This window comes from Peribacillus frigoritolerans (assembly GCF_030676415.1).
GTDB classification, from domain to species: Bacteria; Bacillota; Bacilli; order Bacillales; family DSM-1321; genus Peribacillus; species Peribacillus frigoritolerans_A.
On the sequence record NZ_JAUUTW010000005.1, the window covers coordinates 209699 to 222525 of the forward strand.

Genomic DNA, 12827 nt, shown 5'->3' on the forward strand with positions numbered 1-12827 from the left:
GCGAAATCCCATTAAAAAAACCGGACAGAATTCAAAGTGATTCAGTCCGGTTTTTTTATTTTATATATAATATTTCATCCGTCAAATCCTCGACTGTAACCATGAATGAAGAGTCCAAGTTGGAACGATTCATCATTTCGATATTATAAACATGCTCTGAGGGTAAATGGACGACATCGAGAACCATGAATCGCTGACTTTCCGCTTTGCTGACATGATTGAGGGCAGCAGTGACCGCCCTTTGTTCCGCTAAGCTTTTTTCATCCGTCAAAACAAGAATCAATTCCGCTTCCGCTTTCCCAGGAAATGATTTCTTCACCCCGCCCCGGTGCCATGGTTTCACTTTCATCCCGATTTCCAGGTCGGAATAATCGAGGTCATTACCATGTTGATCTTGAATATATGTATCATCGGTCACCATATAGTACGTCCCTTTAATCAAAATCCTTTTATCGTCAAGATCCGTAATGAAACCTTCTTCCCCCTTATCAATGGATTCATCCATGTTCCAATCAGAGGATTGACAGCTACCAAGAATGAAGGCAACGAATATATAAAGGTTTACAATCATCTTCATGAAAATCCCTCCTAATAGAATAGACGGTTTCCCCATGAAATAGTTACCAATCCAAATGAAAACTTCTGTTATTTCAAAAAAAGGGGAATGTCATCGACATTCCCCTTCACCTATTATTAGAGCATCTTTCGCCTTGTCCGGTATCGAAAATCTAGCCTACTTTTTAAAAAATGCTTTTTTTCCTAATGTTTCGGTGACCTTTGGAAACATGTTATACCATTTCCCAGCTAAATTCATCCAGCCAGGGAGATTGATTTCCCTCTTATTGGTCAGCATCGCCGCTACGATTTTAGCAGCGACATCTTCAGGCTTAAGCATGAATTTTTCAACATTCTTTAAGTATGTACCTGATTCATCTGCAATGTTAAAGAAATTCGTTTCTATGGGGCCAGGATTGACGGTGGTCACAAAAACATGATCTTCCATCAACTCGAGCCGAAGTGCGTTTGAATAGCCTAGAACTGCGAACTTGGTCGAAGAGTACAATGTTGATTTAGGAGTGGCGATTTTACCGGCCTGTGAAGCGATATTGATGATATGCCCCGATTTTCTCCTCTTCATATACGGAAGAACCAGCTTTGTGCAGGCCATTAATCCAATGACGTTGACAGCAAACATTGCTTTCGTTTCATTTAATTCCGTATCCTGCGCTTCTTTAAACGTGCCGAAACCAGCATTGTTGACCAATACATCCACTTCACCTATTTGCGCATGGATGTCATTAAACACATTTGTCACCTGATCAGTGTCTGCAACATCAAGCTTATAGGCATATGCATCAATCCCATATTGGGTGATCAGTTCATTCTTTAGCTGTAGTAATTTATCCATGCTTCTGGCCAAGAGGACGAGACGCCCCCCCTGCTTTGCACTTTGAATGGCAACTTCCTTGCCAACCCCTCCGGAAGCACCGGTAATAACAATGACTTTGCCTTGCAACTTATTCAAAAAAGTGAGCCTCCTTGCGAACATTAAGCGATTGAATACAGAATGACCCCTGATCGGATTTCTGTTTCGACTTCACCCAAGTCTTCTAAATAGTCCAGCTGACCGACCGTTTCCGAAAGTGTCAGGCCCACTTCCTGAAGGTATACTTTCGGAAACAGCTGCTGACACACTTCAAAGGCCGATAAAGGCTTATCTTGAAGCATGCTTTTCACCTGCATGGCACGGTTATGCTGCCGCTCGAATCTATATTGAATCAAGTCGGCAACCGCATCTCCTTCCACTTCAGATCCATGTCCGGAGTAAACAGTGGATATGGAAAAATCCAATAATTTCTGAAGTGATGCATTATATTGCAGTAACGGACGAGGCCTCATGCCTCCGGGAAGTAAAGGTGGTTCCATTAATGGATTAGGTGAAATCTTGGCAAGCAAATGATCGCCGGCGATCATGACCCCGTCACTTTCCCGGTAAAAGGATAAATGGCTTTGCGCATGCCCTGGAGTCTCGATCACTTTCCAGCCTGGAAGACCAGGGAGTTCATCCCCCTCAGCCAAATATCCATGCAGCTTCCGTTCACTAAGGAAACTGATTTCGTCGCGGTTATGGATCAGTTTATTTTTCAACTCTTCTGCCACTCCGAACTTTGTGGCATAATCAAGGAAAAAACGATTATGGGTTTCAAGAAATTCATCACTGATAGTCAGCCAGCGCTGATTGTTTTTGTGTCCATAAACCGGGATTTCCTTTTCAAAGAAATCGAGTGCACCAGCATGATCAGGATGATGATGGGTTAAAATGATTTGTTCGATATCAGTCAGTTTCAGACCCAACTCCCCAAGCCCGTTAGTCAAGGCTTCCTTTGATCGTTTTGTTTTCACTCCAGTATCGATTAACGTTAAAGCATCCCCTTTAACTACATAAACATTCACATCACCCACTGCAAACGGCGTGGGCAAAGCAATTTTTGCAATATCTCCATTCCAATTCGCCATAATCTTTTCCACCTTAGAAAATTATATTTATATAAATCTTTTTATACGCTAAACAGGATTCTAAGTACACTTATCATGTATAATTACCATTTTACATGTATTTTTAATTACTGTCATTATTTTCACATAATTCATGTCTATTTTTTGTCGTCCATGCATATATTATCATTGACAGAGTGCTAATATATCCTTCATAATCACAAGTAATTAAAGACGGCATGGCTTTGATTAAGGCCAAGTAAATTATTGATGGCGTAAAGAGAGTGAAGCTCGGAATGTGCTGAAAGGCTTCATCGCCCCCTCATTATTGAACCTACCTTATGAGCCTTCAGGAAAACCTGACGTAATTCCCGCGTTAGAGGATTCAAGTGCAGCTTTTCTGTTTATTTATTATGGAAAAGTTGAACAAAGGTGGTACCACGGAAGCTAGACCTTTCGTCCTTTATTGGATGAGGGGTCTTTTTGTTTTTCAAAAATAAGGCCGAAAATTTAAAAGGAAAAAGGAGCGGGAAATATGAAAAAAATCGCGTTTATCGGAGCTGGATCGATGGCAGAAGCAATCATTTCGGGGCTGGTGACCCAACAGGTAATTGAACCAGCAAATATTTTTGTAACAAATAAATCAAATGATGATCGGTTCGATTATTTAAGGAACCAATATGGTGTAACTGCCACAAGATCCCTGCAGCTATTAGTACAGGATGCAAACCTTGTCGTACTGGCGGTGAAACCAAAAGATATTTTAGAAACGATGCAATCAATAAAAGAATACATTCGTGAAGAAATGCTGTTCATTTCCGTTGTTGCCGGGGTTCATACAACAAGCTTGGAAGGAATCGCCAACAAGCGGTTTTCGATCGTCCGTGCCATGCCTAATACATCGGCAGCTGTAGGAAAATCAGCAACGGCCCTTGCGGCCAACTGTCATACGAAAGAATCGCAATTACAAACGGCGATCACCCTTTTTGAAACGGTAGGTACGGTGGCAGTCGTCGACGAAACCCAGCTAGATGCGGTAACAGGCTTATCAGGCAGCGGTCCGGCTTATATTTATTACTTGGTCGAGGCATTGGAAAAATCAGCAGAAAAAATAGGTCTCGATTCCGAAACCGCTAAGCAATTGATTCTCCAGACACTGATGGGTGCGGCCGATATGTTACAGAAATCACCTAAAACGCCTGCCGTACTAAGGAAGGAAGTAACTTCACCAGGCGGAACGACTGAAGCAGGTCTGAAAGCACTTCAAGCACATCAAGTGGAAGAAGCATTCATTGCCTGTGTACAGGAAGCGACAGAGCAATCGAAGCGAATGGGCAATCAAATAAGTAAAGAACTAGCCAAATATGTAGTCTCGCCGTAAGCCGCATGATGATGATCGGCTATTGCCTGGCCGCTCCTACGGCAGTGGCCAGGCAATAGCCCTTTTTTATGATCCGGACATCTTAAAAAGGGTAATCCTTCCGGAGTGAGCGTTACTTTATAATCAGCATATCATTTTCATCGAAACTCCAATCCTTCGAATACGCAACCTCCCAATAGTAACCATCGGGGTCTGAAAAATATCCACTGTATCCTCCCCAAACAACATCCTGAGGTGATTTCTCGATTGTTCCGCCAGCCTTTTCAGCCTTGTTGATCACATCATCCACTTCTTCAATTGATTTAGCATTATAAGCGAGCGTAAGTCCCGGGAAACCATTTTTCTTGGGCGGTTTTTTCTCATGGATGTCTTTTGCTAGCTCCTCTAAAGGATACAAAGCAAGTTTCGTTCCGGCATTATTAAAAAAAACGATTGCGGGTTCGTCTTCTTTAATCGATGTATGGAATCCCAACCCGTCCCGGTAAAACCTTAATGATTCAGTAATATCCCTGACACCTAAAGTTATAATGTTGATCCTGTTCATACTAGTCCTCCTTTTTCCATGTTTTAAGGGTACATTCGACATCTAAATCACTTTTCCCTTTTTAGCTTGATTGACCATCAGCCAACCATCACAAACGCTTCTTAAAGTTCCTAACAATGCGCACCATTTGCAAAGGCTCCAAGGGGAATTCCACCTTGGATTGCTCCTCATGCAAATTACGTAGGAATTCCACTTTCTTTGCCGAATGAATACATGTTTTGTCAGCTCTAAAGGAATTCCCCCAAACTTATCGAATTCAACAACCAAAAGGGGGAATCTCGATGAATACAAGTGCAGTTGCCCGGTTACTGAATGTTTCCCATAGTACGATTCAACGCTGGGTCACCCAATTGAACATGGAAGTAGAACGGAATCAGCTTGGCCACTACCAGTTTTCGGATGAAGACATTGCATTATTGAGAAAAATCCAAGATCAGCTGAACGAGGGCATCATTCTCCAAAAGGTCAGCATCTCAGAGAAAAAGATTAGAAAAGCAACCATCCAGAAACACTCCGAATCGAATAAAGATCATAATCAACTGCTTGAACGGGTCATCAGGCTTGAAAATGGACTGAAAACAAAAGCGGACGATGTAGTATCCTATCAGCTTTTACAGCACAGAAGTGAAATGGAAGAAATGCACAAACTCGTTAAGAAGCTCGAAGCCCGTATCGAAGCGTTAGAAACACCAATGGGTCAGCCACTTGATTATTTCCTCGCGGCTGAAGAAGCTGCTGCCACTAAAAAGACGAAGAAAAGGCCATTCATAAAAATGATTTTTGGAAACAGAAAGAACGATAATTCATCATGGAGCACAGCCGACAGCGATTAACATCGATTATCATTCAAGATCGTTTATGAGCTCCCCACGATAGCCATTTTCCTTATGCCAAGCATTTCTTCAGTAATAGGACCTGAACTGAATAATCACCCCAAAAACAAAAAGGCCCTGACCCAAGGTTAAGTCTCACCTGGGTCGGGCCTTTTCATCATCTTAAATCAACACTGCACGGTCATTGAGCATTTTTTCGCCTTTGATGCGCTGGAATTCGTTAAGCAGTTTTTCGACGGTTAGCTTCTGCTTTTCAGCTCCTCTAGCTTCAAAAATGATCTGTCCCTTATCCATCATGATTAATGAATTTCCAAGATCGATTGCCTGCTGCATATTATGAGTCACCATCAACGTCGTTAACTGGTTCTTTTCGACGATTTCCTTCGTCAGGTTAGTAACGAGCTCTGCCCGTGAAGGATCAAGCGCTGCTGTATGTTCATCAAGAAGCAGGATTTTAGGGTCGGTGAAGGTCGCCATCAGCAATGATAGTGCCTGGCGCTCCCCTCCTGATAATAATCCCACTTTTGCAGTCATCCGGTTTTCCAATCCTAAATGAAGGGTACCCAAACATTCTTTAAAAAGTTCTTTCCGTTTTTTTGTCACCCCAAAGCCTAAACCTCTTCTATTGGTTCTGCCATAGGCGATCGCCATATTTTCTTCAATCGTCATATGTGGTGCCGTACCCAGCATGGGATCTTGAAAAACTCGTCCAATCATTTTAGCACGGGCATGTTCTTCAATGGCCGATACGTTTTCGCCATCGATGATGACTTCACCTGCATCAGGGAGAATCTTACCGGAAATCATATTCATCAACGTCGATTTACCTGCTCCATTACTTCCGATGACTGTTACAAATTCACCTTTAGTCATCTGCAGTTCCAGATTTCCAAGGGCTAGCTTTTCATCTGGTGTTCCCTCATTGAAAACTTTATAGATCTGATTTAACCGAAGCATATTCTTCCCCCCCTTTCGATAAAGTCCCATCATGACGCATCTGTATTTCTTTAAGCCGCCTTTTCTTCCGGCTTTTTTCCTTTTGTTTATCGGAAATTTTAGGAATGACAAGTGCCCCGACCACAATAAGTGCCGTGATTAATTTAACATCACCTGTTTCCAGGAATTCTACGCGAAGTGCCAAAGTTACGACGATTCGGTAAATGATCGCCCCTCCAATGACCGCAAGCGTTGCACGTGCAATCGTTTTTGCACCAAATAAAGCCTCACCGATTATGACGGATGCCAACCCGATGACAATGATTCCAATCCCCATGCCTATATCGCTAAAACCGTTATATTGGGCAACCAAGGATCCCGAGAAAGCCACTAGTGCATTTCCGATTGCAAGTCCCAGGATCTTCATGTTTCCGGTATGGGCGGAAAAACTCTTGACCATGGCTTCATTATCACCAGTGGCCCGTAAAGCGAGACCAATTTCCGTTTTTAAAAAAGCGGACATTCCAGCTTGGATGACTACAGCCACAATCAGCATAACGATTAATATGGCCCACGTTTTTGGCAGGCTGTCACCGAGACCCACGAAGGATAAAAGACCATTCAACAAATTGTCCAGCCCGGTGCCAGCCCAGGCATCCTGGATATTCGTGATAATGGTTGTTTGAGAAAGCAACGGAATGTTGGATGCACCCATGATCCGCAAATTGATGGAGTAGAGTGCGATCATCATTAAAATACCTGCCAAGAGAGGATTGATTTTCCCTTTCGTATGCAGGAGCCCCGTTATTGTCCCAGCGATGAACCCTGCCACCATGGCACTCAACGTGGCAACGATCGGCGAGAAACCGTTAACGATCATAATGGCAGCAACAGAGGCCCCTGTCACAAAACTGCCTTCCACTGTCATATCCGGGAAGTCGAGAATCCTGAATGTTAAATAGACACCGAGTGCCATGATCGCATAAATCATTCCCGACTCAAAAGAGTTGAATAAGGCTGAGAACATTTTTTTCTTCCTTCCCCGAACAAAAGCAGAGTTTATTTTACAAACTCAGCATCTGCTTTCCATTCTTCTTTTATTTCAACACCCATATCTTTTGCTGCCTTTTCATTGATGACCAATTTCAGTTTTTGTGGATATTGAACCGGGATATCTCCAGGTTTTTTACCATCCTTCAGGATTTCAACCGCTTTTTGCCCAGCTTCATAACCAATATCATAGTAACTGAAGCCATATGCTGCAAAACCGCCAGCATTCACGGAATCAAGCTCGCCAACAAACAATGGGATATCTTGATCACCTGCCACAGAAATAACCGATTCCAGTGCCGAGACAACTGTATTGTCAGTAATGATATAGAAAGCATCCGCTTTTCCGATTAATGATTCCGCTGCCTGTTTAACCTCCGCTGAAGTCGAGACGGATGCTTCCACGACTTTCAATCCTGCTTTTTTCGCTTCCGCTTTCACATTTTTTATTTGGACGACTGAATTTTGCTCCCCTGTGTTATAAACCGTTCCAATTGTCTTGGCGCCAAGCTCTTCCGCTAGGAATTTCATTGACTTTGAAATGGCTTCAGGATGGGAATCCGTCGTACCCGTCACATTTCCGCCTGGTTTTTCCAGAGAAGTAACAAGCTCCGCCGCTACAGGATCGGTAACCGATGTAAAGACGATCGGAATATCCTTGGTCGCATTTAAAGAGCTTAAAGCACTAGGAGTCGAATTCGCAAAAATCAGATCCACTTTATCCCCAACGAAGTTATTGGCAATCGTCTGACTGTTGTTTTGGTCACCCTGTGCAATCTGAAGATCATATTCGGCATTGATGTCACTGTCCTTCAATGCCGCCTGGAAGCCTTCATATGCCTGATCTAGGGAATCATGCTGAACGATTTGAGATACCCCAATGTTGAAGGTATCCTTTCCGCTTTCATCCTTCGCCGCATCTTTTTCCTTGTCATTTCCACACCCAGCCAATAATAAACCTGCGACCAATGTCATAGCTGCAGTTGAATATAATTTCTTTTTCATATTTTCCCCCCGCTTTTTTCTTATTTAAGATTATGTTTTTCTATCGACGCCAGCTTTTTCGCTTTTATTTCCTAAATTATAATCGTTTAGTCCCAATTATTCCAATATATTTTTTAACTTTTTAGAATTTTTTGAGTTCTACATGTAAAACATGAAAAAAGCTGCTGTGAAAGGTATGGTAACTTTCACAGCAGCTATATGAAAAATCAGTGTTCGACAACCTGGCTGACAATTTCGGTAACTGTAGCACGATCAATTTTTTCTTTGCCTTCTTTTAGGGCCTTCAATGTGGCTTTTGCCAATTCCAAGGGTATTTTACAGAAATGGATGATCTCTTTCGTTTCAATCTCTCCAATGTACGCATCTGCTAATGCAAGATTATGTTCGGTATGGGCAAGCATCTCGTCGAAACCCCAGCCATCCGGATAAAAGTTCACACCACGTTCTGCATCTTCCTCACGGTTACGCAGGATATTGACCGTTTGGAGCCCACGGCCAAATGCGATGGCAAGTTCACGGTCCGTTTCGGTTCCATCGTACCAGTTCCACATATCAGACAGCATGACTCCCACTAAACCTGCAACATAATATGTGTAATCATCGAGCTCCTCTTCATTATGGATTTGCCAGTCCTTAGTAACCCATTTTGCCATGCCTTCGGCCATTTCCTTTGTCGACTCCAGGACTTTGGCTTTTGCACCGGGAGGACAAAATTCAATCCAGTCCGAAAGAAGCAGGGTCACCTCGGGCAGATCATCCTTATATGGTTCAAATAACGATTGAAGATCTTCTTCCCTGAAATCCGCATCAAGCAGCCCACTAAGAGCCTGTAAAAGGGAAACCTTACTATCTGCAGAAAGACCGGGGTGATCCTCGATCTCATCGATAGCGCGCATGCAAAGGTATGCAGCTCCAATAGCCTCCTGTAATCCCTTTGGAAGATAGCTGATTGGAATGAAAAAAGTCCGGCTTGTTTTTAAGAGAAAATCCATTGCTTTAGTATGTAGGTCACTTTGGTCAGTCATATTTACACTCCTTTAAATATCCAATGAACAATTGATTTATTATATCAAACATTGGCTTTGATTTCAGCTTCCCGATTCCTCTGAATATAAAGGAACTTTAATTGCCATCAGATCTTCACCCATGATCGTGTTTGCAAAGATCGCTTTACTCTCCTCTTTTAACCTCTCAGCATCCTCCGGAGTATACCGTGAGCTGATATGGGTGAGGATTAGATGTTTAGCTCCCGCTTTCAATGCCGTTTCTGCCGCCTGAACGGTGGTCGAATGATAATAGGCTGATGCCATTTCAGCTTCTTCCGCTGAAAATGTAGCTTCATGAACAAGGTAATCCGCCGATTCAGCAAGAATGACAGCATTGCTGCACACTCTTGTATCACCAAGAATCGTGATGATCCTGCCTTTTTGCGGAGCACTGAGATAATCCTTCCCATTTAAGACACGGCCATCATCGAGACGGACCGTTTGTCCATTTTTCAATGCTTTAAAAAGCGGACCTGGCTTCACACCTTCAGAACGCAGCCGGTCGACAAGTAAGCTTCCCGGACGATCTTTTTCCACAACCCGGTAACCGATGCTGTAAATGCCATGATCGAGCGACATGGCCGTAACTGTGAATTGTTCGTCCTCAAACACTGCGCCTTCCTCTATTTCGATGACTTCCAAGGGATATTTTAAATGAGTGCCACTCACCTGTAAGCTCGTCTTAATAAATGCATCTATGCCTTGTGGACCATATACGGTCAATTTATCCACTCCGCCCTGAAAAGATCTGCTGCTTAAAAATCCAGGGAGTCCGAAGATGTGGTCACCATGTAAATGGGTGATGAAAATCTTTTCAACCTTTCGCGGTTTGACCGCCGTTTTTAAAATTTGATGCTGTGTTGCTTCCCCGCAATCGAATAGCCAAACCGTCCCTCGCTCTTCCAATAATTGAAGGGCGATTGATGTCACATTACGCGCTTTAGCCGGGACGCCTGCGCCTGTACCCAATAAAACGAAATCCACGATACTACCTCCGTTGCAAATACTTTATGACTTAACTATAGCATAACCAAGGTGCTCTTTCATTTATGACCCATTAAAACGAAGCCAAATTAAACTTTTAATGAAATATGAGAAAAAATGCGCAAATTGATTGCTTTGAGGGAAAGCTAAACGTAAAATTAGAAATTGGTGGACACATACGGGAATTCCAACTTTATAGACAGATTTAACGGAAAGTTGAGGTTTTAACATGACAGAAAACAATAAACCCACAGCATTGATCATGATTTTTGGTGCTACCGGAGATTTAGCGAAAAGGAAATTGTTTCCTTCCATATATCGTCTATTTCAAAAAGAGAAAATCAATAAGTTCGCCGTCGTTGGAGTGGCAAGGAGGCCATTGACGAACGAGGAGTTCCAAACGAGTGTCAAGGACTCGATACTTACGTTCGGACATGCGGAAGAAAAGGTCGACGAATTCATTTCCCATTTCCATTATCACTCCCATGACGTCTCAAGTTCGGAATCCTACTTGCAGTTAAAAGACATCGCCGAACAATTAGACGGACAATATCAATTAGAAGGAAACCGGATCTTCTATTTGGCGATGGCACCTGAGTTTTTCGGAACGATTGCCGAACAGATTAAAGCTCAAGGCCTGACTGACACGGATGGATATAAGCGCCTGGTCATAGAAAAGCCATTTGGACACAGTTTCGAAACAGCACAAAAATTGAATGAGCAGATTCGAACTGCATTCGCTGAAGATGAAATCTACCGTATCGATCATTATTTAGGTAAAGAAATGGTACAAAATATTGAGGTCATACGTTTTTCCAATGCCCTATTCGAGCCGCTTTGGAATAACAGATATATATCCAACATCCAGGTTACTTCAAGCGAAACACTTGGCGTTGAAGAACGTGGCCGTTATTACGAAACCAGCGGTGCCCTTAGGGATATGGTCCAAAACCATCTGCTGCAAATGGTGGCCTTGCTTGCCATGGAACCCCCGATCGCTTTGACGACAGAAGAGATCCGAAGCGAAAAAGTGCGGGCATTACGTTCACTTCGACCAATGAAAGTGGACGAAGTCAATCAATACTTCGTCCGTGGCCAGTATGGTGAAGGAACGATAGGCGGTCAAACACTTCCGGCCTACCGCAATGAACATAACGTAAATCCCGAATCCAACACAGAGACCTATGTTGCGGGTAAATTGATGATTGATAACTTCCGATGGGCCGGTGTTCCTTTTTATATCCGTACGGGTAAGAGAATGGATGTCAAATCAACGAATATCGTTGTTCAATTCAAAGATATCCCAATGAATCTGTATTATAAAACGGAAGAAACGCTGAACCCGAATCTTCTGGTTATCAATATCCAGCCTGACGAAGGTATCACACTGTACTTAAATGTTAAGAAATCCGGGACGACATCCAATACAAAGCCAATGAAGCTGACCGTCTCAAACAAAGGGATCGAACACATCAATTCTCCCGAGGCATATGAAAAGCTATTGTTTGACAGTATGCGCGGGGATGCTACAAACTTTACGCACTGGGACGAGGTTGCCCTCTCATGGAAGTTCGTCGATACCATTTCCAATGCATGGGAAAACACTAAAGATGAGTCTTTCCCTAACTATGAAGCGGGATCCACAGGTCCACTTGCATCCGATGAACTCCTTGCAGAAGATGGACATATTTGGTGGCAAGTCAAGAAAAATGAAAATAATGATGATTGAAATGAAGAAGGGATGCAGATTTGAATCTGCATCCCTTCTTTCATTCATGAAACACTCTTCCTCAGCAATTTATCCCGGATAATATGAAACATTTCCTTGGGCTTAGACATTTCTTCCTCTATTTCTGAATTAAGCCAAAATGAAACACCAGATTCTAAGGCAATGAAAAATATAAAAATGGCTACAGCCCACCAGATGATGAACATAAGTCATCCGCTCCTTCTCTCTTCTTTCTGCCTACTGTATCCTACAGTCCGTCCATCTCTTTCAATGTTCAGATTCCTTTTTCCGCAGGTGTTTAAACCTAAAAAGCAAGGATGAATGACATACATCATACTACGTTTTCCCTAAAAAAGGTAAATTAATTGGAACTATTTACAACTAGTTCACCTTTACCATTTTTACCTTTTTGAAAAAGAATGGTAGTCCGCTAAGGTTACACTAGAAAAGGCGCCCGTGAAGGCACCGCTAACTTCGATGTGGAGGGATTAAACGACGGATATTCGTAAAGGATTAATTCCAACAGCGTTGGGCACAGCCGTTACAGCTGCGGGTTATGCAATGAAGCAGACCCGGGGCTCAAACAAAATGGTAGCTAATACGGTTTTTGGTTTCGGTTTGGCACATGTTGTATTAGGGGTCATTGACCTTGTAGAGCATCGGAGATAGTAAAAAAAGAGGGCGCAAAAGCGCCCTCTCAGACTGTAGACAAACTCGATGAAAATCGAGTTTGTCTATTTTTATGGCTTGTACAATTTGGACGTTGATTTCCACTCCAGGCACTCGCTTTCCGCGGGCGGTCGGGGAGCCTCCTCGGCTTTCG

Annotated in this window: 13 protein-coding genes; 4 read left to right on the forward strand and 9 right to left on the reverse strand. The window is 42.9% G+C overall.

Features of this window, described 5'->3' with window-relative positions; genetic code table 11:
• Positions 1-55 precede the first annotated feature (55 nt).
• From Q8G36_RS07610 to Q8G36_RS07620, 3 genes are all read right to left on the reverse strand, one after another.
• Complete coding sequence (locus Q8G36_RS07610; protein WP_305162661.1) at positions 56-577, reverse strand: hypothetical protein; 522 nt, start codon at positions 575-577, stop codon at positions 56-58.
• Between the two features lie 156 nt (positions 578-733).
• Entirely contained in the window at positions 734-1525 is a 792-nt protein-coding gene (locus tag Q8G36_RS07615; protein ID WP_305162663.1) for an SDR family NAD(P)-dependent oxidoreductase, read from the reverse strand.
• Positions 1526-1548: 23 nt separating this feature from the next.
• On the reverse strand, positions 1549-2517 hold the full coding sequence (locus Q8G36_RS07620) for an MBL fold metallo-hydrolase (RefSeq protein ID WP_305162664.1): 969 nt from the start codon (positions 2515-2517) through the stop codon (positions 1549-1551).
• 514 nt (positions 2518-3031) lie between these two features.
• On the opposite strand from Q8G36_RS07620, the gene proC reads away from it, so the two are divergent.
• Positions 3032-3877 carry a pyrroline-5-carboxylate reductase gene (gene proC, locus Q8G36_RS07625; protein ID WP_305162665.1) on the forward strand — a complete coding sequence of 282 codons (846 nt, stop codon included), beginning with the start codon at positions 3032-3034 and terminating at the stop codon, positions 3875-3877.
• A gap of 112 nt (positions 3878-3989) precedes the next feature.
• Here proC and Q8G36_RS07630 read toward each other — a convergent pair whose 3' ends face one another.
• On the reverse strand, positions 3990-4421 hold the full coding sequence (locus Q8G36_RS07630) for a VOC family protein (RefSeq protein ID WP_305162666.1): 432 nt from the start codon (positions 4419-4421) through the stop codon (positions 3990-3992).
• Between the two features lie 281 nt (positions 4422-4702).
• Here Q8G36_RS07630 and Q8G36_RS07635 point away from each other — a divergent pair, with 281 nt between their 5' ends.
• The gene (locus Q8G36_RS07635) at positions 4703-5254 is read left to right on the forward strand and encodes a MerR family transcriptional regulator (protein ID WP_305162667.1); all 552 of its coding nucleotides are present in this window, start codon (positions 4703-4705) and stop codon (positions 5252-5254) included.
• Between the two features lie 162 nt (positions 5255-5416).
• Here the strand turns inward: Q8G36_RS07635 and Q8G36_RS07640 are convergent, their stop codons facing one another.
• From Q8G36_RS07640 to rnz, 5 genes are all read right to left on the reverse strand, one after another.
• On the reverse strand, positions 5417-6211 hold the full coding sequence (locus Q8G36_RS07640) for an ABC transporter ATP-binding protein (RefSeq protein ID WP_239858464.1): 795 nt from the start codon (positions 6209-6211) through the stop codon (positions 5417-5419).
• Entirely contained in the window at positions 6186-7217 is a 1032-nt protein-coding gene (locus Q8G36_RS07645; protein ID WP_305162668.1) for an ABC transporter permease, read from the reverse strand. Before Q8G36_RS07645 ends, Q8G36_RS07640 begins: the two co-directional genes overlap by 26 nt.
• A 32-nt stretch (positions 7218-7249) precedes the next feature.
• The gene (locus Q8G36_RS07650; RefSeq protein ID WP_305162669.1) at positions 7250-8245 is read right to left on the reverse strand and encodes an ABC transporter substrate-binding protein; all 996 of its coding nucleotides are present in this window, start codon (positions 8243-8245) and stop codon (positions 7250-7252) included.
• Positions 8246-8451: 206 nt separating this feature from the next.
• The gene (locus Q8G36_RS07655) at positions 8452-9270 is read right to left on the reverse strand and encodes a phytoene/squalene synthase family protein (RefSeq protein ID WP_305162670.1); all 819 of its coding nucleotides are present in this window, start codon (positions 9268-9270) and stop codon (positions 8452-8454) included.
• Between the two features lie 63 nt (positions 9271-9333).
• Positions 9334-10275: a ribonuclease Z gene (rnz, locus tag Q8G36_RS07660; RefSeq protein WP_305162671.1), complete on the reverse strand. Its 942-nt coding sequence runs from the start codon at positions 10273-10275 to the stop codon at positions 9334-9336.
• A 229-nt stretch (positions 10276-10504) separates the two neighbouring features.
• Here rnz and zwf point away from each other — a divergent pair, with 229 nt between their 5' ends.
• Together zwf and Q8G36_RS07670 are read left to right on the forward strand one after the other, a co-directional pair.
• The gene (zwf, locus tag Q8G36_RS07665; protein ID WP_305162672.1) at positions 10505-12004 is read left to right on the forward strand and encodes a glucose-6-phosphate dehydrogenase; all 1500 of its coding nucleotides are present in this window, start codon (positions 10505-10507) and stop codon (positions 12002-12004) included.
• A gap of 501 nt (positions 12005-12505) precedes the next feature.
• Positions 12506-12673 (forward strand): asparagine synthase, encoded by a 168-nt coding sequence (locus Q8G36_RS07670; protein ID WP_305162674.1) that lies wholly within the window; start codon positions 12506-12508, stop codon positions 12671-12673.
• The last annotated feature ends 154 nt before the right edge of the window (positions 12674-12827 follow it).

Bases quoted from the DNA above. Each gene is read 5' to 3' on its own strand.
- Q8G36_RS07610 (WP_305162661.1), bottom strand. From the start codon at position 577: ATGAAGATGATTGTAAACCTTTATATATTCGTTGCCTTCATTCTTGGT.
- Q8G36_RS07620 (WP_305162664.1), bottom strand. From the start codon at position 2,517: ATGGCGAATTGGAATGGAGATATTGCAAAAATTGCTTTGCCCACGCCG.
- proC (WP_305162665.1), top strand. From the start codon at position 3,032: ATGAAAAAAATCGCGTTTATCGGAGCTGGATCGATGGCAGAAGCAATC.
- Q8G36_RS07630 (WP_305162666.1), bottom strand. From the start codon at position 4,421: ATGAACAGGATCAACATTATAACTTTAGGTGTCAGGGATATTACTGAA.
- Q8G36_RS07635 (WP_305162667.1), top strand. From the start codon at position 4,703: ATGAATACAAGTGCAGTTGCCCGGTTACTGAATGTTTCCCATAGTACG.
- Q8G36_RS07640 (WP_239858464.1), bottom strand. From the start codon at position 6,211: ATGCTTCGGTTAAATCAGATCTATAAAGTTTTCAATGAGGGAACACCA.
- Q8G36_RS07645 (WP_305162668.1), bottom strand. From the start codon at position 7,217: ATGTTCTCAGCCTTATTCAACTCTTTTGAGTCGGGAATGATTTATGCG.
- Q8G36_RS07650 (WP_305162669.1), bottom strand. From the start codon at position 8,245: ATGAAAAAGAAATTATATTCAACTGCAGCTATGACATTGGTCGCAGGT.
- Q8G36_RS07655 (WP_305162670.1), bottom strand. From the start codon at position 9,270: ATGACTGACCAAAGTGACCTACATACTAAAGCAATGGATTTTCTCTTA.
- zwf (WP_305162672.1), top strand. From the start codon at position 10,505: ATGACAGAAAACAATAAACCCACAGCATTGATCATGATTTTTGGTGCT.